This window comes from Dyadobacter soli (genome assembly GCF_900101885.1).
GTDB lineage: Bacteria > Bacteroidota > Bacteroidia > Cytophagales > Spirosomataceae > Dyadobacter > Dyadobacter soli.
This window is the reverse complement of record NZ_FNAN01000011.1, coordinates 246,192-271,940: the sequence shown is the minus strand read 5'-3', so window position 1 is coordinate 271,940 and position 25,749 is coordinate 246,192. Positions and strand designations below refer to the sequence as shown.

Here is a 25,749-nt window from a genome sequence, read left to right as displayed (position 1 = left end):
GGGCTTCTAGTTTTTATCGCTGATCACCAATACCTCTTGCTCGGTCTGCTTTTCGACAAAGGCCAGCCCGAAACGCGACAGCTGCCGGTTCATCGCTTCGATGTCTGAAAGCCCGGCCTCGACATCCATATCGATGGGGGCATTAAGCCCTGTCTGATCAACGATGGTGAGCTTGTGACTTTGCAGCTGGTTGAGCCTAGCTACAAGCCGCGCGGGCGAAACATTGCGAACCTTCCATCCCATACGTCCTATTTCCAGAACCGGCGCGCCGCCACCACTTTCAATCACTCCACCAGCGCCCAGCCTGACCAAGGCGAGTGATTGCCTTTTTTCGCAGACCACCTCTGCGGTGTATTGCGGGAAGAAATCCCGGAGCTGGCCCTGCATGAGCTCATTGGTTTTCTGCTGAAAACTTGCCGGTACGATGATCTCATAGCAAAAACCGTTTCCATCACGCATCCAGTCCAGGTAGCGCTCTCCGTAGAGCTGAGAGGAAAGTTTAAGGGAGTCCCTGGTGACAAGCCTTACATTGCTTTCATGAAACCAGCCTCCGGGCTTGCCGTAGGCAATCCGGTAAAGCCAGATCCTGGCGCAATTAGTGATAGTGATCCGCCTTCCTGAAAGAGAATCAATTTTCCAGGAGAACCCACCTGGGATTCCAGGCACGTACTTGGAGAGTACCGAGTGGTAGATAAGACGCGCTCCATCCCCACCGTTGCTGCCTGCCAGAAAGGGCTTCTCAGCGCTGTATGCAGTTCGCTGCTCGTCTTGTTTCTGGGTCAAAACAGCGTTTTTTGCCAGGAAGGCATTGATCTTAGGAGCTGTAATCTCCCCCATCTCAGTGACTGCGCGAACGACACCCGACTCGTCAATCCAGACGTAATGCGGGATAGAACTGTGGTAAAAAAGCTTGTGAAGCAAAGTATCACCGACCACTGTCGGTAGCTGTATACGTTTACCATGGCGACGCGCATATTTGTCCAGGAACGCTGTAACTTTGCTTTCGGGTTCAGAGGTCACAGAAAGAAAATAGGCTTTCCCTTCAAACTGCTTTTGCAGACTGTCGATGCGCGGAAGCATTGTTACACATGGCGCGCACCAGGTTGCCCAAAAGTCAATAATGAGCAGTTTCCCTTTAAAATCAGAGAGTTTGACAGTGGAAGAATTCATATTCATCACACGAGAAACGGTCACCTCTGGCAAAGTGTCGCCAATTTGGAGGGCACCCGCCGACTGCGCTTTGGCAGGACGCCATAGGCACATCAGGAAATAGACAAAGGCCAGATAAAATAGATAGGGCACTATCCGCCCTAATGAAGACAGAACTGTTTTCATGAACATTTGGAATTGGGAGTGAAAGATGAAGGTGAAAACTCCGACAAAGGGAGACTGCCACACTGCAGAACAGTCGGTAGCACTCCCAATAACAGAGCGAACTAAAACGAGCCGATCATTGAGGCTTGCGGATCACTAATTTGAAGATCAAACGATTACTCATAAAGAAATAGATAGTCTGACTTAACATGTCGAAGAATTGTCTCAAACCCATTTCAGTCAAGAATAGTTATGCTGTACCTGAGGGAAATGGTTGAGTTGAAAACGAATTGGGTTGCGGCTGTGACTTAGAGACTCATTATTTCACCTTTGGATCCGTGCTATACCATTTTGCTCCTTAAAACAGTGGTTATACTCGAAGGAATTCAAAATGTATCACTTACTGGCCGAAATGCTTAGATCCAAACGAGAAAGAATAAAACAAATATACAAAAGTAAACTAAACATAGCTATAGCTATGTAGAAAAATAATTCTCTAAGTATTCTTTCGCCGGATGGAGAAGCCTAATGAATTTGAGCAATACATCATTGACAAGGTGAAGGAACGAAGGTTGGCTTTGGGCATGACCCAAAAAGACCTATCTTTTTTACTTGACGTTTCCGAGGGCTATGTGGGGCTGGTCGAAAGTTCAAAAACCGATGACAAATACAGCCTTCGGAGATTGAATGATCTTGCCAAAATACTTCAATGCTCGCCAAAAGACTTCTTGCCGGAAAATCCACTATAGGTTGTTGATAAAGCTTTAGAGAGAAAGGCAGCAGCTCATTCCTTTAAATAATTCCTGGCAACCGGCTAATATCTAAAACCGCATATATGCACAATTGCGACGTAGCTTGTATTCAAAAAGCTAATGGAGCAAGCCTATCTCATAATCGGGGAAGTTCATGATTTCGAAATTTCTGATTATATACCCCATCTCGGCTGGATTTCCAGTCAATATCTCATCAGAAAAATCTACACTGAAGCAAGCTCGCACAACTTTTTCCTGCACGATGAGCAGGCCAACCGTCTTTTTGAGTTTTCCGCCTTCGAGCCATCTTCCCTGAATTCCACAGAAAGTTATCAAGAAGTAATTAACCTTTTCAAATCATTCCATCCTGAAATCTTTAATGATTAACTGACCTGATGAGCTTTATTCCAGCGCATGTTGTACCCATACAGAATCAAATTCAGACGACCATACATCTGCCGCTACCTCTTCGAAATCCATTCAGGGTTGCAAAAGGGTTGCAATAAAGTTGTACTTTTTTGCAACCCTATCTGGCCGGTTACTTTGCATCATACATCACAGGAGCTATTAGCCCCGATGATGATCTCGAACCAATTCGTAACCATTTTCAGTCATGGTCAAAGAAAGCCCCTGGCATTACTATGCCCTTGCCGTCGCGGCAGTAATTGCGCTCTACTACGGGTGGGTCGCTCTGAAATTCTACAAGACAGAAATCAAGAAGCTGTTTAGCCCGAGGTCAAACCAGAATAGCCGCTCAGACCAGCCAGTTTCAGAAACGCAGCTGGATGAAGAGCCGCCCTTGGACGATAGCGACCAGGATGCTTTCAATGAACCACCCGCCTGGCAAAACGAGCAGTTGTTTGCTGACGTTGAGAAATTAGTCGACCATCTGAGCGAAGAAATCGAGGAGGCGCATCAGAAAGATTACACCAAGCAGGATTTGATCCAAATGCTGCAACTGATTCTTAAAGAATACAAAATGCTGAAAGGCACCCCTTTCCAGATTGCGGTAAACAACCGGATCGATGCCGAATGCGCAAAATATGGCTCCATACACCTTAGCGAGGGTGAGAAAAGAGAGGTTTGGAGTATGGTGTGATGGACGCCCTGCCGCCGTTTGGCCCCTTCCGTTTTGACGGAGGGGCGCCATCAGGCGGTCAACAAGAAGCATGTTCAACTTAAACGGATAGAGGAGTATGAAAATGAGGAGCAAGAATCCACGGGCATGGTACGCCCTGATGTTGACACTTGCCGCAAGCGCGGCATCAATGAAGGCCTGGGCCCAGGATGGTGCAGCCGGTATCCAGGAAGCCGATTCGCAGGTCAGGTCCTATTTTGAGCCAGGCACCAATTTGATGTATGCGATCGGCGCCGTTCTCGGACTGGTAGGGGCCGTAAAAGTTTTCCAAAAATGGAACGCGGGTGATCAGGACACTGGCAAAGTCGCTGCTGCATGGTTCGGTAGCTGTATTTTCCTGGTAGTTGTAGCTACCGTCCTGCAATCGTTCTTTGGTCTGTAAGCCATCACGTATATCTTAGTGCGTAATGGCCCGGATCACCTACGAAATCAATAAGGGCATCAACCGGAGCATTGTCTTCCGCGGGTTAAAGGGCCAGTATATCTGGTATGCCGGCGGGGCAATGTTCACGGTGATGATCGCCTACGCACTGATGTATGTGCTGGGAATTAATACATACCTGTGCCTGCTGATCTCCTGTTGTCTTGCCGCGGGATCGCTCATGCTGATCTTTCAACTCAGCGAAACCTATGGTGAGCACGGGCTACTGAAAGCTTATGCGGCCAAGAAAATCCCCACTCGGGTGAAGGCAACTTCGCGGGCCGGTTTTATTTCAAAATCCAAAAATGTTACTGCCGATGGAAAAGCTATTAGATGAAATGCTACCTATTATGGATGTCGAGCACGATTTAATCCTTTCTCGTCAGGGAGATGTAACGATCGTTTTCCGGGCGCAGCTTCCTGAGATCTTTACGCTTTCCGAGCCCCAATATGATGCTTTTCATCAGAGCTGGATCAAAGCGGTCAAAGTGTTACCCAATCATGCCGTGCTACACAAACAGGACTGGTTTTTAGCTAACCGGTTCACAGCAAATCGGCGTGAAGCGGCAAGCTTTCTAAGCCGGTCGAGCGATCAATTCTTTACCGGCCGGCCATACCTAGAACACGAGTGTTTTGTAATGCTGACCAAGTCCCCAGGCGAGAGAAAGCTATCAAATTCACTGACCAGTAATCTGCTAAGAACCTCGATCGCTCCCAAACAAACGCTGCGTAAAGCCATCCTGGATGATTTTCTTGATAGCGCAGGGCAGTTCAAGCGAATCCTGGAAGATTCAGGTATGATGAGGCTGGCCCAGCTTCGCGACAAGGACCTTCTCAGTCAAACTCGCAGGGCAGGTCTGATCGAGCGATACGCTTTTCTTTTGACCGCAAACGATCAACGCCTGCTGCGCGACATTACATTTGAGAAAGGCATCCAGATCGGAGACCGCCGCTGCAGCCTGTACACACTCGCTGACGCTGCCGATTTGCCAGGACTGTGCAGCGCAGCTACCACCTACGAGCGTTACTCGACTGACCGGACAAAATTCAGCATTGGTTTTGCGACACTGTTGGGCGAACTGCTGCATTGTGACCACATTTACAATCAGTATATTTTTACCGCCGATAGTGAAAAAACGCTTAAAAGGCTCGAAAGTAAGCGCCTCAGATTGCAATCGCTCTCGTTATACGCAAGAGAAAACAGCCTGGCGCTGGACGCGGCCAATGAATTTCTCAATGAAGCGATTCGCGAGCAGCGGCTTCCGGTAAAAGCGCACTTCAACGTACTGGCATGGACAGACGATCATTCATCGGTAAAAGAGCTTAAAAGCCGCGTGTCCTCCGCACTTGCTCAACTGGACACTTCCGCCAAGCAGGAGTCGGCTGGCGCTCCCCAGATCTTCTGGGCCGGAATCCCTGGCAATGCAGCTGATTTCCCCATTAATGACACATTTGACACCTTCGCTGAGCAGGCAGCATGCTTTTTAAACCTGGAAGCCCCCTACCGATCTTCGCAAGGACCATTCGGGATCCGGCTTGGAGACCGGCTGACAGGAAAGCCTGTGCTAGTCGATATTTCAGACGAGCCTATCCGGGCGGGTATCTGCACTAACCGCAATAAGTTCATTCTGGGGCCCTCCGGCAGTGGTAAAAGTTTCTTTACCAATCACATGGTCAGGGCCTATTACGAATCAGGCGCGCATATCGTGCTGGTGGATGTCGGTCACAGCTATAAAGGCCTGTGCGATATGGTCTCGGGCTACTATTTTACCTACGATGAGAAAAACCCGATCCGTTTCAACCCGTTTTTCATTGCCGAAGGGGATGTGCTTGACACCGAGAAAAAAGAGAGCATTAAGACGCTGCTGCTTGCGCTGTGGAAGAAAGACGATGAAACTTTCAAGCGCTCTGAATATGTAGCTCTTTCTGTTGCGCTGCAGCGGTACTATGAGCACGTAGGAAAAAGCTCCATTTTCCCCTGCTTTGACACCTTTTACGAGTTCCTGCAAAGCACTTTCATTAAAGTGCTGCAAGAGGACAAGGTTAAAGAAAAGGACTTTGACATGGGCAATTTCCTGTACGTTCTAAGGCCTTACTACAAAGGAGGAGAATTTGATTACCTTCTTAACGCTCGGGAAAACATTGATCTGTTATCAGAGCGTTTTATCGTCTTTGAGCTTGACAACATCAAAGAACACCCAATCCTTTTTCCGATCGTAACTATCATCATTATGGAGGTTTTCATCTCCAAGATGAGAAAGCTTTCCGGCATCAGAAAGGTAATACTGATAGAAGAAGCCTGGAAGGCGATAGCAAAAGAAGGGATGGCCGAGTACATTAAATACCTTTTCAAGACAGTCCGTAAGTTTTTTGGAGAGGCGATTGTGGTCACCCAAGAGGTCGAGGACATTATATCCTCCCCGATTGTCAAGCAGGCGATCATCAACAATTCGGACTGCAAAATCCTTTTGGATCAAAGCAAGTACCAAAACAAGTTTGACCAGATCCAGGAGCTTCTCGGCCTAACCGAAAAAGAAAAATCGTTAGTGCTTTCAGTGAATAAGGCCAATGACCCGCTGCTTCGCTACAAGGAAGTATTTATTAGTCTTGGCGGAATGCTCTCAAAGGTCTACCGGACCGAGGTTAGTATGGAAGAATATCTGACCTACACGACAGAGCAAACAGAAAAACTCAAGGTGCAGCAGTACGCCCAGAACCTGGGTAGCATGGAGGCAGCAGTGGGCGCCCTGGCGAAAGAAATGCGGGAAAAGAATCAGTAAACCAAATACGAGACCAATATGGCTAGGAAACTATTTCTTCTGATGCTGGTCTTCTTTCTAGCCGCTACGCCCTTGAAAGAAGCGCACGCAGCAATCCCCTGGGCTGAAATTATCAAACAGGCGGTTAAAAGGGTGGTCCGGGCTTTTGACCTGCTCGTCCAGCGAAGGCAGAACAGGCAAATCAGGCTTCAAAATGCCCAGAAGGCGCTTGAAAACACGATGGCGAAATTGAAACTCGATGAAATCGAGGATTGGGTGAAAAAGCAGCGGGACCTTTACCGCGAGTATTACCAGGAACTAAAAAAGGTCAAAGCGGTCGTGAGCTATTATTTCCGCGTAAAAGCGATCGCAGACCGTCAGGCGCAGATTGTCAAGCAGTACCAAACCGCGTGGGCGCTTTTTAAAAACGACAAGCATTTTACTGCATCGGAGCTCTCACAGATAAGCACCGTTTATGAGGGCATGCTCGAAGAGACGGCCCGAAGCGTCGAACTTCTCGAACTGGTAGTCAAATCTTTTGCGACCGAGATGACCGATGTCAAGCGGCTTGAAATCATCGAGCACGCCGGAAAGGCAACGGATCAGGTCTACGATGAGCTAAACTCATTCAATCAGGAAAACAAGCTGCTAAGCCTTTCCAGGGCGAGAAATGAGTTCGATGCCAAGGTGGTCAAAGAGCTGTATGGGATTCAATGACAATGATATGAAAAAGAAAACATTGCTTCTGGCCATATGGCTGACTCTCGCCTTGACGAGCGCACAGGGACAAAAGTTCAAGGAATGGTTCCGTCAGAACAAGACCCAGCGGGAATACCTTAAAGAGCAGATCGTGCAGCTCAAAATCTATCTCGAGCTGACCAAGGAAGGCTATAAAATCGTAAAAAAGGGTCTTGCAACAATCCACCAGATCAAAAACGGCGAGTTCAAACTTCACAAAAACCGTTTTGATTCGCTGCTGATCGTAAAATCTGGCATCACCTCGCTCTCCCGGCTGCAACACATCACGGATCTACACGGAAACATCAACGAGCTGTGTGAGATGATGCCGGCGAAAATCTCCCGGTGCGAGGCAATCGAGGATCAACAAAAAAGACAGATGCTCACAGCGCTTAAAACCCTGTATGATGACTGTCAAACACTAGTCAATGGCTTCTTTGCTGTCATCCGAGACGATCAGCTTCAAATGAGCGACGATGAAAGGATCCAGCGGATTGAAGTGCTCGATAAGGAATTCGAAGACAACTATTTGTTTGCACAGAGCCTTCGTCGGGATTTTCTGATGATTTGCAAAGTCTCTGCAGACGAACTTAAAGCTATCCAAAACAGGCGCGCACTGCGCGGCATAGAGTAGGACGATATGAAAAAGCTGATGCTATTTTTTCTGCTGGGCGCTGCCTCCCTGGCCCCCTGTAATGCGCAGACCCAGGAGGTGACCCAGCTCATCCTCAACCTTGAAAAGCTCAGGGAGCTCAGAAAGATCCTCAAAGAACTTAAAAAAGGTTACGACATACTTTTCGAGGGGTACACCAAAATCAGGGATCTATCCCGTGGTAATTTTAAGTTGCATGAAGCGTTCCTGGACGGGTTGCTGCAAGTAAGCCCAGGGGTGAAAAGCTACGGACGTATAGCAGATATCGTTAAGATGCAATTGGAGATCTTAAATGAGTGCCGCACTGCCCGCGCTGGCCTTGCGGCCTCGGGAAGTTTCACAACAAAAGAGCTTGACTATCTGGCTCAGGTTTACTCGGATCTGATTGCAGGAAGCATTAAGAATCTGGATGCCCTTACAAACGTTATCACTGCCAAAAAACTGCGGGCATCCGACGATGAGCGGCTTGCAATGATCGATCAGATACATAGCGAAATGTCTGAAAAGCTCGTGTTCCTTCGCCATGTGAACAGCAACAACAGCCTATTAGCCGCCCAACGCAAAGACGAGCGCGCCTCCATTGAAACGACCGAAACGATTTACGACATCAAGCCCTAATCAAAGCTCCATTATGAAACGAACAATTTTAACGCTGCTACTGGCAGCGGCTGGAATGCTACTGCCCAGCCAAGGCTTCTGCCAAGGTTATGAAGCGCAGATCCGTGGATTGAACGGCGTGCTTGATGAGCTCTACTCGGAGATGCTTCCGCTGTGTGAAAAGCTCATCAGTGTCGGCCGGGGGATTGCCGCCTTCGCTGCGATCTTTTACATCGGTCACAGGGTGTGGCGCCATATCGCCTCGGCTGAGCCGATCGACTTTTACCCGCTGCTGCGGCCTTTTGTGATCGGGTTTGTGATCCTGATCTTCCCTGCTCTGATTGCGCTGATTAATGCAGTGCTCTCCCCTGCCGTCAGAGGCACCTCAGGTATGGTGACTGATTCAGACAAGGCGATTGCGCTGCTATTGAAAAAGAAAGAGGACGCAATCAAAAGCTCTCAATTCTGGGAGATGTATGTGGGTGATGACAGCAAAGGAAACCGTCAAAAGTGGCTCCGGTACATGTACGGTGATAGCTACTCGGAAGGCTTTGCCGACGGGATTGCCAATGACATTAAGTTTTACATGGCCAAGCAGAGCTACAATTTCCGAAACTCGATCAAAGCGGCGTTAAGCGAAATCCTGCGGGTCATTTTTGAAGCGGCAGCGCTCTGCATCAACACACTCAGAACCTTCTACCTGATTGTGCTTGCAATCATCGGCCCGCTGGCATTCGGGATCGCAGTCTTTGACGGCTTCCAATTCACTCTGACTAGTTGGATCGCCCGCTACATTAACGTCTTCCTATGGCTTCCAGTGGCGAACATTTTCGGGGCCATCATTGGCAAAATCCAGGAGAAAATGATTGCCATGGATATCCGGCAGATCGAAGGAACAGGAGACACATTCTTCAATGCGCACGATATGGCCTACCTGATTTTTTTGATCATCGGTATCGTCGGCTATTTCTCAGTGCCATCTGTTGCCAGCTACATCATTCATGCAGGCGGCCCAAGCGCGCTATTACAAAAAACGACCAACCTGCTTGCCGGTACCGCCACAAGTGCGGCCCGCATCGCAGTACCCTCCGGCCCGCTGATGACGCCCTCGCGAAGTTCAACCAAAAACCAGTAAGCCATGTTCACCAAAACACAGGATATAGAGCGCGCCTTCCGCCATATCCGCAGCTTCACATTTATCGTATTGATATGCTGCGCGCTGACTACGTCAATCTCAGTCTATGTTGCTGTTGACTCAGCCGGTAACTCCGCCCAAAGGGTTTACATACTAGCCAGCGGAAAAGTGCTGGAAGCGTACGCTTCGGAGCGTAAAGAAAATATCGCAGTTGAAGCCAGGGATCACGTTGCTACTTTTCACAGGCTGTTTTTTAGTCTTGCGCCCGACGATAAAGTAATTACCGCGAATATTTCCAGGGCGCTATATCTGGCCGACGGCTCAGCAAAAAAACAGTATGAGGACCTTCGCGAATCCGGGTATTATACCGGGGTAATTTCAGGAAATATCTCCCAGGAGCTCACAGTAGACAGTGTCAAAGTCGACGCTTCCGCCCAGCCCTACTTTTTTGAATGCCGGGCCGTGCAAAGAATTGTTCGCCCGACGAGCATCGTCTCGCGCAGCCTTGTCACTCAGGGCTATCTCCGGCCGGTCGAGCGAAGCGATAACAACCCTCACGGTTTTCTTATCGAGCGGTGGGCGACAACTGAAAACAAAGATCTTCAAATTCAAACCAGGTAAAGATATGTTCTATCGATTCAAACCCCGCAAATCACCGGCTACGTCCGATCAACAAACCGAAAGGCTAAATGCAAAGATCCGTGACATGCAGCGCAAGTGGGCCCAAAGCCTTCAACAGGGCGCAGAAAAGCTTCCAAAACATCGCCTTAAAACCATTCTTATTCTGGCTGGGATATTGGCCAGCGCAGCCGCCAGCTTTCTACTTTACGACGGGCTGGCAAGCCAGCCCCCAACAATTCACCGGTTCAATCTCAGCATACCCACGCTCGCAGAGCCAATCTTGGTTCCCAAGGGCCCGGAGCGGCAACAGGCTCTGGACGATTACCTGGATAGCCTCGAAAAAGCGCTCATCCTTGACAGTCTACGAAACATAAAAATCAAAAAATAGCCATGGAACATTTAGCTCACAGCGCAGAGTTTCTGCAAAAACGAAAGTTTTACACCTACCTGCCCCTTCTGGCTCTCCCATTTCTGACCTTCATCTACTGGGTACTGGTCGTTAAAAACCTTAACGGAAATAACCAGGCGGCAAGCTCATCGATCGGCCTGCAACTAAGTCTTCCAGCGGCCAATCTCGAAAAAGACAACGGGATGGATAAGCTAGCTTTTTATAAGAAAGCCGACCAGGATTCAGCCAACTGGATAAAGCAAATCAAAAGAGATCCTTACCGCTTGCAGGAAAATCTAACAGCGTTCGACTCGACAGGCTCGCCGCTTATGGGACTTGGCGCTCCGGGTCAAAATCCGAAAAACAAAAACATAGCTGCATCTGGCCAACAGACCAGTGAAGCGATAGTCCACCAAAAGCTTCGTGATCTGAACAAAGCTCTTACCACTAGCCAAGAGCCATCCTTTGAGCGCCAAAACGCAAACACCAACGATTTGTCACCCGATCAGCCTGCGATCGCAAAATTGGAAAAAATGATGGCGGGCATTGGCAGCCAGGATCTGGCTGAAAGCGAGGATCCAGAGATGGCCCGGCTCGACAGCATGCTTGACAAGCTGCTTGCGATCCAGCAGCCCGGCCAAAACCCGGATCAATCCGGTCCTGAACCGCAAGTAAACAAACAGCCAGCCCTCTCAGTTACAAGCGGCAGAAGCAGCGATATCGTTTCGCTGATCACCCCTGGCTCCAATGACTCTGCCCAAGTCGTATCGGGGCAAGCTGCGCAAACCGGCTTTTATGGTCTGGAAGGTGAGCCCGAATCAAAACCAACCGAAGGTATCACCGCAGTCATCGAAAACACGCAGGAAATTGTGACTGGGGCAACCGTGCAGCTCAGGCTTACACGCCCAATTTTCTTGTCATCAAGCCCTGCTCCAATAAGCGGTTTTGTGTATGGTGTCGCCTCGCTTTCCGGCGAGCGGTTAAAAATCAAAATCAGCTCTCTCCGTTCAGGCGAGCAGATACTGCCAGTCAACCTACTGGTCTATGACCTGGATGGCTTGGAAGGCTTGTACATCCCGGGCGCGCTATCGCGTACTGTGACCAAACAGGCACTGGGTAGCCAGGTACAGGGATACGACCTTGACGTGGGCGGCGCTTCAATGGGAGCTCAGGCAGCTTCGGCAGGCATTCAGATGAGCAAGTTGCTGCTGGGGCGCAAGACAAAACTCACACAGGTAACGCTCCGGCAAGGATACAAAGTCCTGCTCAAAGACGCCAATAATATAAATCCGTAAACAAAGCTACCATGCATTCAATCATCAAAACACCAAGTCAGATAATGGCGGTGATCATTTTGATCCTGGCAAAATCAATCGCCATCGCCCAGGAAAACCAGATTTTTGTCATCGAGCCTCTTCTCATCGAAGTAAGCTCAAACCAGACGGTCGCCATAAGTTTTCCGTCTGCGGTAAAGGCTGTTGATCGCGGCAGTCCGCAGCTGCTCGCCCAAAAAGTAAAATCAACAGAAAACGTACTGCTGATTAAGGCGGCAAGCCCTGAGATGAAGCCAACGAGCTTGATTGTGATTACCACAGACGGGCAGCTGCATAGCTTCGAGGTTACCTATCAAAGTGTCCCTTCTGCGACTAGCGTGCAGCTATTACCACGCCAGCACTCGGTGGCGGCTGTCCTTTCCGGCCAGCAAGGCCAACGTCGGCTCGACTCATTGATCCGCATAGCTAAGGAGTACCAGTCGAACATCAGGCGAAAAAGCAGCGCTGGAAAGGTTACGGCAACGCTGGACGGCCTGTTCATCAAGGAAAACCTAATGCTACTCAGGTTAAAGCTGGAAAACGCCTCCCCTATCAACTATGATATTGAGACGATGCGGATATACATCCACGATAAAAAACAGATCAGGCGCTCAGCAATCCAACAGCAAGAAATTCTGCCAGTCGCAGTCTCTGATACGATCAACCAAATCAAGACGACAGAGCAGCAAACGATTGTGCTTGCTATTCCAAAGTTGACCTTGACCAGCCGCAAAAGGCTTTCGATCTCGCTGACCGAACAAAACGGGGCAAGACAGCTAACTATCCATGTCAAACCCCGGCAAATTAACCGGCCCGCTACACTTTAAAAATCATCAACCATTAAACATCAAACGTCATGAATCAGAAAAATCTGGACTACCTCAAAGACCAACTCAAATACTCCGGTTTTGGAGAGGAGCTGCAATCCAAGCTTGCAGAGAACCTTCAAAAAGCCCAGAACGAGTTCAGCATCAAACATGTGAGCAGCTACGGGAAGGACGAACTTTCGGTTTCGCTTAACTTTAAGAAATCCGCAAACTCAGACATGTATTTTTTTAACAACTACCGGGCAGAACTTCAAAAGCCTGGTGCCGAAGCGAAAGTAAGTCAAACCTTCTATATCAATAACGAAGGCAGAAATATTACGCAGAAAGAAGCCTACAACCTACTCGATGGCAGGTCTGTCAACAAGGATCTTGTGAATAAAGAAGGTCAATTTCACAACGCCTGGTTAAAACTGGACTTTAAAGAAACTGCTGCCAACAGTAATTACAAGACGCGACAATTCAGCCCGCAGTACGGTTTCGAGCTGGAAAAAGCGGTGGCAAAATTGCCAATTAAGGAACTTGCCGACGATACTGCGAAGGTCAGGCTCTTTGAATCCCTGGAACGCGGCAATCGCCAGGCAGTAACATTTACAACCGATCAAGGCGAACAGAAACGGTTTATTGAGGCCAACCCACAGTTTAAATCGGTCACCGTCTACGATGAAAACCAAAAACGCATCAGGCAGGCAGAGGATCAAGGCAAATCGCAAGGAAACAAAGAATCGCTTAAAGAGGATACCAGTCAGAAAAAAGAGAACACGGTAGCTGATGATACGGGCGGTGAGAAGACCGGAAAGAGAAAAGGTGTGAAAATGTAAACCAGACAACATGGCACTGAAAACACACCTGGTCGCTTTTTTTGCCAAAGCAATAGACGACCCCCAAATTGGTACTGCTCATATTTCCTTGTACCTGGCCATCGTCAGTCTTTGGCAACAGCAGGGCGGCAAAAGTCCGCTCCTGTTGTTTTCCAAATCAATCATGAAAACAGCAAAGATAGCAAGCTCGGCAACCTATGTCAGACTTATCAGAGCACTCTGCGAAGGCGGCTATCTGGCCTACGAGCCATCATTTTACAAAAGAATTCCAAGCAAGATTCACGTGCTGCCACTTGACAGCTGAAACCTGTTTCCACTATGAATATCGAGATTATAACCAGAGAGGACTTACAAACACTCAAAGCTGAAATCCTTGCAGAAATCCGGCAACTACTTGGCAAAGACAAACGCATCACCGAGGAACCATGGCTGCGAAGCTACCAGGTGCGGCGTCTGCTCAATGTTTCTTCGGGTACGCTACAAAACCTTCGTATGCAAGGCCTTCTCACCTATACGAAAGTTGGTGGAACACTCTTCTACAAACGTGAGGACATCGATACAATGCTTTCAACTACCAATAAGAAGACAAAGAGCCGTTGAGACCTCCCCGGGGCGGAGCTACAACTGGTTGCCAATGCAGCTACCAAAATATCTGCCGATACTTCGAGCGGTTTGAAAACTTAGTCCGTTTTTCTTCAAATTTCTATAAGTTATCTTATGAACTGTGTTAAAAGTCAAGGATAAGCGCGAAAAACTGGTTTGTAGTTTGGGTCAAAATTCTGATCAAATTTGACTACCGCAAATGCCTGCCTGAGCAGCTTGTTGACCACAGCAATCAAGGCAACTTTCGATGCTTTACCAGCCGCTTTTAATCGATGGTAGAGTTCTCGACAAGATTTATTGTGTTGAATTGCGGACCATGAAGCGACATACAACATGCTCCTTAACTGGCCATCACCGGTCTTGCAAATGCCTTTAACAGAGTTTAGCTTTCCAGATTGATAAATAATTGGCGCTACCCCAATAAACTTTGACAATGCCTTCGCAGAATGGAAGTGCCGGAAGCCGCCAGTCACTTCAATCAGTGCAGTTGCAATAGCTGTCGAAATACCCACGACAGAGGTCAAACGTATGAATTCCTGGTTAAAATCAGCCTTGGTCAATCCAGGGAAGCCTACAATTCCAGGGAAGCCTACATGAGGTTCACATCGATAACTTCAAACGTTGTTTTAGCTTCCCATTAAACCTGTATAAAAATTAAGCAAGAAAGCATCTGGCGATTACCTTTGCGTACCCTAACCATTGCAACCTCTATGCATTATTTCAAGCAGTTTTGGAGGAAAATTCTCACCATTGCGATATTTCTATATGTGTTGATTGCCGGCCTGATCAACGATGTGCCGCGCCTGCCGATCCTGAATACTCGTCCGTTAAAGTAAAAATCTGACAATCAATACCATACATCGCAAATTATGCCACTCACCTAATCATTCACCGTATTACTTGAATCGAGCTGCAACACTCAAAGATAGTATACTTGCCCCCCGGGTTAAGGAATAAAACCCTGTTGTCAACCTCTTCGTTCGCCGCACAAATTGAAATATCAATTCCCCAAAACCCCAGTTGGCCATTTTTATAAATCATTGAATTTGACATAAATACGGGCAAAATATACATTGAAGTTGACCGAGTTATCCCGGTATTTTGGGCAGTAATTCAATGGTCATCATTCAATATCTAACACAACCTTTCAATTATGCCGAAAAATAAAACAATTCTGATCACGGGTGCAGGCTCTGGACTTGGGGAAGGTGCTGCGATTGGCTTGGCCAGGCAGGGGCACAAGGTAATAGCTGGTGTGCAAATCGATCCGCAGGTTACTACGCTGCGCGACAAGGTAAAAGAGCTGGGCCTGGAAAATAACCTGCACGTGATACGGCTGGATGTTCTAGATCCATTCGATGTCAATTCTGCGCTTAGATGGGATATAGACATTCTGGTCAACAATGCAGGGATCGGAGAGACAGGGCCGGTGTCGGAGACTCCCATAGAACTGGTGAAGAAAAATTTTGAAACCAACGTTTTCGCTCCGTTGGTTCTCTCGCAGAAGTTTATTGCAAAGTTTGTGAAGGAGAAGAAAAAAGCGAAGGTAATATGGTTGTCGTCGATGGGCGGCCTGTTTACGCCCACGCATTTTGGCGTGTATTGTTCCACCAAGCATGCATTGGAAGCGTTAGCTGAATCGATGAAGGAAGAACTGGCGCCTTTTGGGATTCAGGTGCAAACGATCAACCCGGGTGCGTTTTTTACAGGCTTCAACGAAAGGATGCTGGAAACGTCTTTCCGCTGGCTGAACGAAACAAACTTTACAAAAACGGCCGATTTGCAAGCTTCTATCGATGCGCAGGTCAACGTTCCCGACTGGAAACTAAACCCGCAGGATATGATTGATGAAATGGTGCGGGTCATCCCTGCCGAAACCGGCAAGTTTAGAAATGTATTTCCGCCATTTGTCGAGGATATGCTGAAAGATTTGCACGCCAAGGCATGGCTAAACACTATATAGAAAAAGTGAGACCTGATTTTTGCAAGTCTCACGCGTATTCAATATCTGCAAGCCTGTTCAGAGCACAACGTACATTCTATATCCCTCTAACTAACAAAAATTATGGGAATTGTTTCAATTAATCCGGCTACCGGTGAAGAGATTAAAGTTTACAATGAACTAAGCCTCGATGATTCATTCCAAAAGCTTGCCCTTGTCAATCAATCCTGGAAAGCATGGCGTAATTCGAGAGCGGATGAAAGAGGTTCGCTTCTAAGAAACATGGCCGCTGTGCTCAGAAAGAGGAAAAAGGAACTCGCCGTGCTAATGGCCAATGAAATGGGTAAGCCGGTAACGCAAGGAGAAGCCGAAATAGAAAAGTGCGCGGTTTGTTGTGAGTACTATGCCGAATATGGTGCACAACACCGGGCCGACAGGCTGGTAACAACCGAAGCTTCAAAAAGCTACGTCTCCTTCCAGCCAATCGGAATGATTTTAGCGGTAATGCCGTGGAATTTTCCATTCTGGCAGGTTTTTCGTTTCCTGGCGCCAGCGCTTTCGGCTGGCAATTACGGCGTTCTGAAACATGCGTCCAACGTGCCGGGCTGCGCCCTGGCAATCGAGGAGATTGTGAACCAGGCCGGGTTTCCCAAGAACATCTTTTCAACACTTCTGATCGGTGCCGAACATGTCGCGAAGATCATTCAACACCCGCTTGTGAAGGCTGTAACACTAACAGGCAGCACGAATGCCGGGATAAGGGTTGCCACCACCGCCGCATCCGTTCTGAAAAAAACGGTATTGGAGTTGGGCGGAAGTGACGCGTATGTAATCCTAGTAGATGCAGATCTGGAACTTGCAGCAGAATCCTGTGTGGAAAGTCGGCTCATCAACAGTGGGCAGAGTTGCATAGCAGGCAAGAGATTTATTGTCGAGAAATCGATCGTCGAAGAGTTTACCGCTTTGTTTCGTAAAAAAATGCAGGCTAAGCGCATGGGTGATCCGCTGGATGCGAACACGGATGTGGGCCCGCAAGCACGTGCAGATTTGCGTGACGAGTTGCACAGCCAGGTATTGCATTCCATTGAAAAAGGCGCGAAATGCATTCTCGGAGGTAAGGTGCCGGCAGGGGATAATGCATTTTACCCTCCTACAATACTGACCTCGGTAACACCCGGAATGCCTGCCTACGACGACGAGCTTTTCGGGCCTGTGGCATCTATTATCACCGCCGAGGATGAGCAGGACGCCATTCGGATAGCAAACGACACCGTTTTCGGCCTTGGGTCGGCGGTGTTTACGAAAGATATAGCAAAGGGAGAACGTATAGCCGCCACCAAACTTCAGGCCGGATCGAGCTATGTAAACCACCGTGTGCTGTCCGACCCACGTCTTCCATTTGGTGGCATTAAAACTTCCGGCTACGGCCGCGAACTTGGTGATTTCGGAATGCATGAATTCATGAACATCAAGACGATATATATCAGGTAGGCCAACCCCAATTTGATCATTTTGCGCCTGTTTTTGAACCCAACTAAAATTTTAGAAATGGAAAGCAATATAAAGAATAAAGTGGTGGTAATCACCGGTGCAAGTAGCGGCTTGGGGGAGGCGACTGCCAGACACCTCGCCGAGCAGGGAGCAATGTTGGTCCTCGGCGCCCGACGGACCAATCTGTTGGAAAACATTGTCAAAGAAATCGTTTCGAATGGAGGCTCGGCGATTTATCAGGCTGTTGACGTGACCAGAAAAACAGATGTTCAGGCACTCATAGATGCAGCCTTGCATACTTACGGGAAAGTGGATGTGTTAATCAATAATGCAGGTATCATGCCGATTGCGCCTATGACAGAGTTGCGCACGGATGAATGGGACGACATGATAGACATTAATCTCAGAGGTGTACTTTATGGCATAGCAGCCGTGTTACCGGTTTTTCAAAAACAAAAATCGGGACATATTATCAATCTCGGCTCGGTTGCCGGGATCAAGGTATTTAGTCCTGGCGGCACCGTTTACAGTGGCACCAAGTTTGCGTTGCGTGCGATCAGCGAAGGGTTGAGACATGAACTGGATGCCACCATTAGGACGACGATTATAGCGCCGGGTGCGGTAGAGTCTGAATTAAAGCACGGTACCAGCCATGCAGAGAGTTCAGTTAACGTCAAAAAGTTCTATAAGATGGCTATTCCGGCTTCTTCTGTGGCCCGTGCGATCGCTTTCGCGATTGAGCAGCCTGCCGATGTGGACATTAATGAAATTGTAATTAGACCGACCGCACAGGAATTCTGAACTTTCTCGCCAGACATGATTGTCAGAAAGTTTCTATCGGCCAAATCGATTCTGGAATTTACCGGACATTACATCATATGGCTCGCGTGCTGGATGACAATCGTGGCCATCACGCTTCATTTCTTTGGTGGAAAATACGTGGTTATCCCCTGGTTGGTTCTTCCATTGGTAGGTACAGCGGTGGCCTTTTATGTTGGATTTAAGAATAACCAATCCTACGACCGCCAATGGGAGGCCCGAAAGATATGGAGCGAGATCACTAACGACAGCCGCAAGTTCGCCGGAATGATCCGGTATTACCAATCGGGTGAGCCTGGTGTTCATTCCAGCGAAACCATAAGACGGACCGTCGCTTTTCGGCACATTGCATTCCTCTATCAAATGCGCGAGCAGTTACTTGTCCCTGCGCCCTGGGAACACGTGAGTTTGCATAATACTTGGGGAGTCGGCAATGCCAACAGGCGCCGGCGTTCCAGGTTAGGCGAGCAATTCAGGGAGGAGCTGGATGCATTTCATAGCCGAAATTATCTTTCCGTGGAAGAAAATGACAATCTGAGTGTGTACAGTAACAAAGCGCTGCAAATTCTGAATACGCAGATGGAACAAATTCAGATGCTGCTCGACAACAACCAAATCAGCATGATCCAACAGATGGAAATTCAGACTATCGTCTGCAACTTTTACGATAGTCTGGGCAGGCTTGAACGAATTAAACAAACCCCTTTCCCAAGAAAATACGCGACTTTCAGCTTTTTGTTCGTGTGCATTTTTATTTTCCTGCTGCCATTTGGCATAATAGGTGAACTGGCCAAAAACAGATTGGAAATTTGGCTGAGCATTCCCATTGGCGTCATTATTGGCTGGGTTTATCTCACCATGGAAATGATTGGTGACTATTCTGAAAATCCTTTCGAGGGGTTACACAACGACACACCTATGCTCTCCATTTGCCGCGCCATTGAAATTGAGATCCTGGAAATACTCGGTGAGGTTGATTTACCAGAACCGGTCTGGCCAAAGAAATCTATCTTATTTTGATGAAGGTTGACACTGCCCGTCCGGGAGTCGCCACGAACTGGCGGTCCTCGGACATTTTTGGCTATACTATTTTGTCAACCAAGCCTCGACTGCCCTTGAGAAGTCGGCTACGTCGATAGGATGGCGACTGGTAATGAGGTTTCCGTCGACCATGACCGGCACATCGGAAACAATTCCGCCGGCGTTTACCAGATCTGCCTGAACGTTCCAGTAACCAGTGAGCCTTCTTCCTCTCAGGATATCGGCTGACGCCAGTACAACGGGCGCGTGACATATCGCGGCAACCAACTTTCCGGATTTGTTGAATTCCTTGATAAACCGCAACACATCTTTGTCGAACCGCAAATTGTCCGGATTCCAGGCTCCGACGGGGATAAAAATGGCGTCGTATTCGTCCACTTTAATTTGATCCGCGGTACGATCGACCTTCACCCATCCGACGGGATTCAGATACTGGATGGCCATGATGTGGTCTTTTGCCATTTCAGGTGTGCTGAGGCCGTATCTTTCCGGGGTAGGATTGAATTTAGGCGCCACGATATCAACCTTTGCACCCAGCTGGCGAAAATACCAGACCGGGCCAAGCATTTCTATTTCTTCAAAGCCGTCGGCAGCAATTACCGCCAGCCGCTTGCCTTTCAAAATAGTGTTGTTTTTCACAGGTGTAAAGAAAAATGCTTTTAACCCTTCGTTGCCTGGTGCATTTAACAGCTGAGATACAGGCATAGATGCAACGGACGCGTTGGAAGAAAGCTGATTGATAATTTCAAGCTGGACTACGTTATTCTGCGCGTTTGAAAATTCGGCATTTAAAAGAATCAACAGGCTTGCGGTAAGTTGAAGTTTCTTATTCATCAGGATTGAATTTAAAGTGGTAAAGATGTTGTTTGTTCGTTGTTATCATTCGCGTGTCATTGGGGCGATCTCCAACAAGGTATGTAATACGAATTGCGCATCGCGGCCCTCGATTTCAGATAGCTGATATGTTATCACACCGGCCTCTGCACGGAAGTGCGGCATTGCTTTATAATAGAGGTCTCTGAATTGCTGTTGAGTGCCTGATTTGGCGTCTACAAATAACATAATTGTAAGTGGCCGGTCCTTTTTTGCAGCAAGAGCGCGCCATGCGTTCCGGTTCAGTGGACGCTGACCTGACGTTTTTGGCTTCCAGGGCCGGGCTGACCAAAAGACATAGTGTTAAAATTAGTCCGGCCACAAGCATTGCCGGTCTGAAGTAGTGCTGGATCATGTCAAAACGGGATTATTATTCAAGCAGGGGTGTTCGTCCACTATGTAAATTTTGACAACAATCACTTATAAGACAATGTAAAATCTGTCGCACTTGAGGTAGAAACAGACCCTGCTATCCGAACATCGAATTACTGATTTTCTCCTGCTCATTTACTTCATATTTCAGAATGAGCGAAACCTTGGTACCGCCCCGGTTTTCAAACACGATCCTGGCGCCCAAATCCTCGCTTAACCCTCTCATGAGCTGAATTCCTAGCGAACTTTGGTGATTGTAGCTGCTCTCATCCCAACCAATGCCATCGTCCTCGATTTCTAAAATCATCTGATTTCCTTCCTTGTGAAGCGAGACTGAAATTGTACCTCGAAGATTCCGTGGAAAAGCATATTTAAGTGCGTTTGTTACACCCTCATTTACGATAAGTGCCAGAGGAATAGCAAGTGCCGTTTGTATTTTAATGGACTCCACCTTTTGCACGATAGTCACTCTGTTACCGATGGAAAATAATTCGAATAAAAAGTTAAGAAAATCAGTAAAGTAACTTTGCATATCGACGGTCTGCATATCATCGGATTGATATAACTTCTGATGTATCAATGACATTGCATAGATTCTGTTTTGACTGGTCTCCAATGCCTTCAGGGCGTCGTTGCCAAGGAATGCGGCCTGGCTCTCTAGTAGACACATAATTGTATGAAGGTTATTTTTTACCCGATGATTTACCTCTTTAAGGAGCCACTCTTTTTCACTGATTAAATGTTCTAACGCGATGTTCTTGCTGGTAATAATTTCATTTTTCTCTTTGATTTCGCGGCTGCTTTTGATGTTCTGATTATATTTTGAAAAGATCAGGCCGGCGATGATAGTTACCAATACTGTAATGGCGACAGACGTAAAAGTTGTCAGGCGTGCATTTTGTACCCGATCTCGTTGCATATTGACGTTCTGGTTAAGCAGCCTTATATCCCGGTCCTTTATCTTGATCTCGTCTTCACGCTGCTTGGCTTCAAACATTTCACGAAGTTTTTGGCCGTTTTCTTCACGTATTCTTTTCAGTTCAAAATCATTTAATGTACTGCACGCACTTAAATGCTTTAAAGCGTCGTAGTAGTCTCCTTTGGCAGAATCTGCGAGGTATGCCATGAGTTGTGCATGCAATACATCACCGTTGGGCAGCGATTGTTGATAATTAAGCACCCGGTGTAGAAGAGGAGCGGCCTTAGCATACTGCTTCATATCTATGTAAAGCTCTGCCAACCCCTTTGTCAGCACCAGCTTGGGTATTTTATGTTTTGCACTTATTCGACTTGCCGCTAAATAATATGTTTCAGATTTATTGAAATTTTTCATTTGTCGATAAATCCTGCCCATAATGATGTTATGGTAAATTTCATCCGAGGGGTTCTGAGGCGGTGTGTTTGCAATTAAAACGCTCATTTGTGCAAGGTCTCTTTCATAATCATCCGTTTTGGCTAAAATATATTCAACGTTAGATAGAAATTTTGCGTCGGAAAGATCATGGAGTCCAGCTAACCGTCCATAATGCTTGATTGCAAGATGAATGTAGTTGTACCCGTTTCCATATTCGTCGTTGTCCGCGCATATCAGTGCGTGATTCGCATAAATATCTCCGGCCATAGCCGAGTCGCCAGACCCTTTCATTGCTTGGATGGCTTCAAGTGAATAATACATGGATTTGAATTGATCTCCCAGGTAAAATTTATACTCACTTAAAGCCATATACGTCGTCTGATAGAATGTGCTTTTAGCTTTCTTGAATCTTTTTACAATTTCCAGCAATTCTGTTTCAGCCCGGGGATTTTGCTGTTTCGCGTGCACGAGCGCGGCAATCTGGCGTCCCTGGATTTCCCGTACAGTGTCGTGCATTTGGCTGGCACTTTCAACAGCATCGTCGGCCAGCGCGAGCGCCCTTAACCAGTCTTTCTCCTTGAAATCGTTGTCGGCATCGCAATAGGCGTAAGCAAGTCTGAGTTGTAAATCCAGCCTACGACTTCCTGCCAATTCCAATAATGTTGTTTCTGCCTGCTGAAAATCCGATTTGTCAATGGCGGCTAATGCAATAATCGTAGCGGCACGTTGCCAGGTATCATTTTCCTTTCTGGCGGCGTGCCCCTTCTGCGCCGCGCGCGCATAGGCTATGGCCTTATCCAGGTCCTTGTACCGCTTTCGCGGCTTGTTGTAATATAGATTCGCCAAATCGATCAACGCGTCTGATCGGACATGGTATGATGTAGACGGGTTTTGCACCAACATCACTAAATGGGGCAAGTGTTTTTCCGCAATGACCGGCTCGCTGGGAAAAAACTGGGCGCGGGCAAATTGAGGTGAAAGGTACGAACATAACAGCCATCCCAAATAGAACAGCCTGTTGCGTAATAGTGGTGATCTGTTCATAACGAAGGGGGCTAATGAACAAAGGTATAATGACAAGTGAAAGAGGAAGTTAATGCCAAATACCGTTACTTGCAAATCTAAGTGGTAATACAAATTTATTTTCTGGCAGCGAGGTGGATGGCCTCTCTTATCCGCTTGTAAGTTCCACAGCGACAGATGTTTCCGGACATCGCGTGATCGATGTCTTTATCGCTCGGAGAAGGGTTTTCGCGTAGGAGAATGGTCGCCGCCATGATCTGTCCCGACTGACAATAACCGCATTGCGGCACGTCGACTTCTTCCCAAGCATGCTGGACAGATTTGCCGATCGCGTCGTTCAAACCTTCGATCGTAACGATATCCTTACCCTCGGCCCGGGCTACCGGGGTGATACATGACCGGATGCCCGCGCCATTGAGATGAACCATACAGGCGCCGCATTGAGCCGCCGCACATCCGAACTTTGTTCCGGTAAAGCCAAGAATATCGCGTAGTACCCACAGTATGGGCATTTCCGACGGCACGTCCACATCATAAGTGACGCCATTAACTTTCACTGTGATCATAGCGAATATTTTTTTGTGTTAAACCAAAACTAAATATTGCTGTATACGGGCAGCGTCCTGATGCGTTTGCCTGTTGCAGCGAAAATCGCATTGGTCAGGGACGGCATTACCTGCCCCACCGCCGCTTCCCCAATGCCGCCGGGCTTTTCACGGCTCGGCACAATATGCGTCTCCACCTCCGGCATCTCCTCTATACGCAGGGATTTGTAATCATAGAAGTTGCGCTGGACAATCTTACCATTTTTAAACGTGACTTCGCTGTACAGCGCTGCGGACAGCCCGTGTCCGACGCTGCTTTCGACCTGAGCTATAATACCATCAGGATTAACTGCAACGCCGCAGTCTACTACGCAGGTCATTTTATGGACTTTCACCGATTTGCCATCGACGCTTACGTCGGCTACCAGCGCCGCAAAGCTTCCCATACCTTTGAAGGCGGCCACGCCCATGCCGCGCCCTTTCGGCAGCTGTTTTCCCCAGCCACTCTTCTGCTTGACAAGCGTTAGTACATTTGCAAGCCTGGGTTCGTCATGGTAAAGCATCAGTCGGTAATCAAGGGGGTCCTTACCGGCGGCATGGGCCAATTCGTCCGAAAGGCTTTCCATAGCAAATATCGTGTGACTCAGTCCGACGGCCCGCCAGTTGTCAATCCCGAATGGTAGCACGGGAGCATTGACCTCGATTTTCTTATCAGCGAGGGCGGCAACGTGTGCAGCATCTTTCATGCCTTCAACAGAATATTGGTCTACACCGTTGATTACCGCTACTTTTTCGAACGGACCGCCTGTCATCACTGATTGTCCCACGCTGATCTGCTTCCATGCGACAGGTTTACCGTCTTTGTCCAGGCCAACCTTGAACCGGTGGAGAAATGCGGGTCTATACCGTCCACCCTGAATGTCATCTTCGCGCGTCCATACAGTTTTGACAGTCTTTCCGGAAGCTTTCGCAACCTCAACCGCCTCCCGGACATAGTCGGAACGGGTAATGTTTCGCCTGCCAAAGGATCCGCCCAGGAACATGGTATTGATAAACACGTGTTCTTTGGGTAATCCGGTAATTTCGGCAGCGGCATTCTGGTCGTCTGTCTGTGTTTGCGTACCGGTCCATACCTCACACTTATCTAGACTGAGCCTTACGGTCGCATTCAACGGTTCCATCGGCGCATGTGCGATAAACGGCTGGTAATATTCGACCGCTACCACTTTTGCCGCTGAACCCAGCATCTTCTCGACATCTCCTGCCTCCACGGCTACGATGCCGCCCTCATCAGCCCGGCTCTTGTAATCGGCCAGAATCCCTTCGCTACTTAGCCCTGCATATGCACCAAGGTCCCACTGGACATTCAATGCGTCCCGCCCCCGTTTTGCTGCCCAGAAATTGTCGGCCAGAACAGCCATGCCCTGCGGAATGGGCACTACCTGTTTCACACCAGGGACCGCAAGAGCCTTTTCGCGTTCATAGCTTTTAATGCGGGCGCCTTCTATCAGGTTCCGCGCGACTACGGCCACCAACGCATCTGGTTGGCGTACGTCCAACCCGAATATGGCCTTCCCGCTGCATTTGTCGGGCGTATCAAGCCGCTTCATGCTTTTTCCGATAAACTTCCAATTAGCCGGATCTTTCAACGGCACATCGGCTGGAATTGCCAGTTTCGCCGCATCTTCTACAAGATCACCGTAGGCGATTTTCCGCTCTCCAATCTGCACCTGGCCGTCTTCTGTGCGACAACTTGCCATATCTGTTTTATAGCGCGCCGCGGCCGCCTGCACGAGCATGTATCGGGCCGTGGCGCCCGCCTTGCGGTACCGATCAAACTCGGAGACCACACTCGTAGAACCACCTGTGCGCTGTGTGGCATACATGGTGTGATAGTAGTCGACGGCGGCAGGTGCATGTTCGGCGCTGATTCTCCGCCAATCTGCATCGAGTTCTTCGGCTATCAGCATGGGAAGGGCAGTCCAGATGCCCTGACCCACTTCGCAACGGGACAGCAACACTTTGACGTGTCCGTCCGTGCCGATCATGAGGTAGGAGTTTGGTTTTAGCATCCCGTTCTCCGGCTCGGCTTGCCCTTTCTTGCCGCCATATGAATAAAACGGGATGAGCAACCCCGTTGCCATTACGGCGCCGGCCCTGAAAAATTCACGCCGGTTAAAGTTCAGTGCATCTTCCATTATGGTTATCAGGTT

Annotated in this window: 29 protein-coding genes; 22 read left to right on the top strand and 7 right to left on the bottom strand. The window is 48.2% G+C overall.

Annotated elements, in window-relative coordinates; translation table 11 throughout:
• Positions 1-6: 6 nt before the first annotated feature.
• On the bottom strand, positions 7-1,335 hold the full coding sequence (locus BLQ88_RS19755; RefSeq protein ID WP_176885029.1) for a TlpA family protein disulfide reductase: 1,329 nt from the start codon (positions 1,333-1,335) through the stop codon (positions 7-9).
• A 494-nt stretch (positions 1,336-1,829) separates the two neighbouring features.
• Between BLQ88_RS19755 and BLQ88_RS19750 the strand changes: the two genes are divergently transcribed.
• The 17 genes from BLQ88_RS19750 to BLQ88_RS19670 all read left to right on the top strand — a co-directional run bounded on the left by BLQ88_RS19750 (position 1,830) and on the right by BLQ88_RS19670 (position 14,073).
• On the top strand, positions 1,830-2,063 hold the full coding sequence (locus tag BLQ88_RS19750; protein ID WP_090153651.1) for a helix-turn-helix domain-containing protein: 234 nt from the start codon (positions 1,830-1,832) through the stop codon (positions 2,061-2,063).
• A gap of 123 nt (positions 2,064-2,186) precedes the next feature.
• Positions 2,187-2,453, top strand: coding sequence for a hypothetical protein (locus tag BLQ88_RS19745; RefSeq protein ID WP_090153649.1), 267 nt, complete (start codon positions 2,187-2,189; stop codon positions 2,451-2,453).
• Between the two features lie 226 nt (positions 2,454-2,679).
• A complete protein-coding gene (locus BLQ88_RS19740) occupies positions 2,680-3,165 on the top strand; it encodes a hypothetical protein (protein ID WP_090153647.1) in 486 nt (161 codons plus the stop codon).
• Positions 3,166-3,304: 139 nt separating this feature from the next.
• Positions 3,305-3,586: a DUF4134 domain-containing protein gene (locus BLQ88_RS19735; RefSeq protein ID WP_090153846.1), complete on the top strand. Its 282-nt coding sequence runs from the start codon at positions 3,305-3,307 to the stop codon at positions 3,584-3,586.
• Between the two features lie 25 nt (positions 3,587-3,611).
• Positions 3,612-3,962 carry a DUF4133 domain-containing protein gene (locus tag BLQ88_RS19730; RefSeq protein WP_090153646.1) on the top strand — a complete coding sequence of 117 codons (351 nt, stop codon included), beginning with the start codon at positions 3,612-3,614 and terminating at the stop codon, positions 3,960-3,962.
• Positions 3,943-6,405 (top strand): TraG family conjugative transposon ATPase, encoded by a 2,463-nt coding sequence (locus BLQ88_RS19725; RefSeq protein WP_090153644.1) that lies wholly within the window; start codon positions 3,943-3,945, stop codon positions 6,403-6,405. Before BLQ88_RS19730 ends, BLQ88_RS19725 begins: the two co-directional genes overlap by 20 nt.
• 18 nt (positions 6,406-6,423) lie before the next feature.
• A complete protein-coding gene (locus BLQ88_RS19720; protein ID WP_090153642.1) occupies positions 6,424-7,101 on the top strand; it encodes a conjugal transfer protein TraI in 678 nt (225 codons plus the stop codon).
• A 7-nt stretch (positions 7,102-7,108) separates the two neighbouring features.
• Positions 7,109-7,756: a hypothetical protein gene (locus tag BLQ88_RS19715; RefSeq protein ID WP_143016880.1), complete on the top strand. Its 648-nt coding sequence runs from the start codon at positions 7,109-7,111 to the stop codon at positions 7,754-7,756.
• A 6-nt stretch (positions 7,757-7,762) separates the two neighbouring features.
• Positions 7,763-8,392: a hypothetical protein gene (locus BLQ88_RS19710; protein ID WP_090153638.1), complete on the top strand. Its 630-nt coding sequence runs from the start codon at positions 7,763-7,765 to the stop codon at positions 8,390-8,392.
• A 13-nt stretch (positions 8,393-8,405) separates the two neighbouring features.
• Complete coding sequence (gene traJ, locus BLQ88_RS19705; RefSeq protein ID WP_090153636.1) at positions 8,406-9,506, top strand: conjugative transposon protein TraJ; 1,101 nt, start codon at positions 8,406-8,408, stop codon at positions 9,504-9,506.
• 3 nt (positions 9,507-9,509) lie between these two features.
• Positions 9,510-10,127: a conjugative transposon protein TraK gene (gene traK, locus BLQ88_RS19700; protein WP_090153634.1), complete on the top strand. Its 618-nt coding sequence runs from the start codon at positions 9,510-9,512 to the stop codon at positions 10,125-10,127.
• 4 nt (positions 10,128-10,131) lie between these two features.
• The gene (locus tag BLQ88_RS19695; RefSeq protein ID WP_090153632.1) at positions 10,132-10,515 is read left to right on the top strand and encodes a hypothetical protein; all 384 of its coding nucleotides are present in this window, start codon (positions 10,132-10,134) and stop codon (positions 10,513-10,515) included.
• A gap of 2 nt (positions 10,516-10,517) precedes the next feature.
• Positions 10,518-11,810, top strand: a complete 1,293-nt coding sequence (gene traM / locus BLQ88_RS19690) for a conjugative transposon protein TraM (protein WP_090153631.1) — start codon at positions 10,518-10,520, stop codon at positions 11,808-11,810.
• A gap of 11 nt (positions 11,811-11,821) precedes the next feature.
• Positions 11,822-12,655 (top strand): conjugative transposon protein TraN, encoded by an 834-nt coding sequence (gene traN, locus BLQ88_RS19685; RefSeq protein WP_090153629.1) that lies wholly within the window; start codon positions 11,822-11,824, stop codon positions 12,653-12,655.
• 29 nt (positions 12,656-12,684) lie between these two features.
• Positions 12,685-13,473, top strand: a complete 789-nt coding sequence (locus BLQ88_RS19680) for a hypothetical protein (RefSeq protein WP_090153628.1) — start codon at positions 12,685-12,687, stop codon at positions 13,471-13,473.
• 10 nt (positions 13,474-13,483) lie between these two features.
• A complete protein-coding gene (locus BLQ88_RS19675) occupies positions 13,484-13,777 on the top strand; it encodes a hypothetical protein (protein WP_090153626.1) in 294 nt (97 codons plus the stop codon).
• 14 nt (positions 13,778-13,791) lie between these two features.
• A complete protein-coding gene (locus tag BLQ88_RS19670) occupies positions 13,792-14,073 on the top strand; it encodes a helix-turn-helix domain-containing protein (RefSeq protein ID WP_090153624.1) in 282 nt (93 codons plus the stop codon).
• A 134-nt stretch (positions 14,074-14,207) separates the two neighbouring features.
• Here BLQ88_RS19670 and BLQ88_RS19665 read toward each other — a convergent pair whose 3' ends face one another.
• Positions 14,208-14,600, bottom strand: a complete 393-nt coding sequence (locus tag BLQ88_RS19665) for a transposase (protein WP_229212765.1) — start codon at positions 14,598-14,600, stop codon at positions 14,208-14,210.
• A 186-nt stretch (positions 14,601-14,786) separates the two neighbouring features.
• On the opposite strand from BLQ88_RS19665, the gene BLQ88_RS37380 reads away from it, so the two are divergent.
• The 5 genes from BLQ88_RS37380 (at position 14,787) to BLQ88_RS19645 (ending at position 19,348) form a co-directional block, all read left to right on the top strand.
• Positions 14,787-14,912: a hypothetical protein gene (locus BLQ88_RS37380; protein ID WP_262485706.1), complete on the top strand. Its 126-nt coding sequence runs from the start codon at positions 14,787-14,789 to the stop codon at positions 14,910-14,912.
• 317 nt (positions 14,913-15,229) lie between these two features.
• Positions 15,230-16,039 (top strand): SDR family oxidoreductase, encoded by an 810-nt coding sequence (locus BLQ88_RS19660; protein WP_090153623.1) that lies wholly within the window; start codon positions 15,230-15,232, stop codon positions 16,037-16,039.
• Between the two features lie 102 nt (positions 16,040-16,141).
• Positions 16,142-17,509 (top strand): NAD-dependent succinate-semialdehyde dehydrogenase, encoded by a 1,368-nt coding sequence (locus BLQ88_RS19655; protein ID WP_090153620.1) that lies wholly within the window; start codon positions 16,142-16,144, stop codon positions 17,507-17,509.
• A gap of 12 nt (positions 17,510-17,521) precedes the next feature.
• Positions 17,522-18,310, top strand: coding sequence for an SDR family oxidoreductase (locus BLQ88_RS19650; RefSeq protein WP_229212764.1), 789 nt, complete (start codon positions 17,522-17,524; stop codon positions 18,308-18,310).
• 93 nt (positions 18,311-18,403) lie between these two features.
• The gene (locus tag BLQ88_RS19645) at positions 18,404-19,348 is read left to right on the top strand and encodes a bestrophin family protein (RefSeq protein WP_229212763.1); all 945 of its coding nucleotides are present in this window, start codon (positions 18,404-18,406) and stop codon (positions 19,346-19,348) included.
• A gap of 66 nt (positions 19,349-19,414) precedes the next feature.
• Here the strand turns inward: BLQ88_RS19645 and BLQ88_RS19640 are convergent, their stop codons facing one another.
• From BLQ88_RS19640 to BLQ88_RS19620, 5 genes are all read right to left on the bottom strand, one after another.
• The gene (locus BLQ88_RS19640; RefSeq protein ID WP_090153615.1) at positions 19,415-20,203 is read right to left on the bottom strand and encodes a DJ-1/PfpI family protein; all 789 of its coding nucleotides are present in this window, start codon (positions 20,201-20,203) and stop codon (positions 19,415-19,417) included.
• Between the two features lie 45 nt (positions 20,204-20,248).
• Positions 20,249-20,431, bottom strand: a complete 183-nt coding sequence (locus BLQ88_RS37555) for an antibiotic biosynthesis monooxygenase (protein ID WP_090153613.1) — start codon at positions 20,429-20,431, stop codon at positions 20,249-20,251.
• A gap of 280 nt (positions 20,432-20,711) precedes the next feature.
• Positions 20,712-23,012, bottom strand: coding sequence for a sensor histidine kinase (locus tag BLQ88_RS19630; protein WP_229212762.1), 2,301 nt, complete (start codon positions 23,010-23,012; stop codon positions 20,712-20,714).
• A gap of 95 nt (positions 23,013-23,107) precedes the next feature.
• A complete protein-coding gene (locus BLQ88_RS19625; RefSeq protein WP_090153610.1) occupies positions 23,108-23,557 on the bottom strand; it encodes a (2Fe-2S)-binding protein in 450 nt (149 codons plus the stop codon).
• 29 nt (positions 23,558-23,586) lie between these two features.
• The gene (locus BLQ88_RS19620; RefSeq protein ID WP_090153608.1) at positions 23,587-25,734 is read right to left on the bottom strand and encodes a xanthine dehydrogenase family protein molybdopterin-binding subunit; all 2,148 of its coding nucleotides are present in this window, start codon (positions 25,732-25,734) and stop codon (positions 23,587-23,589) included.
• Between the last annotated feature and the right edge of the window lie 15 nt (positions 25,735-25,749).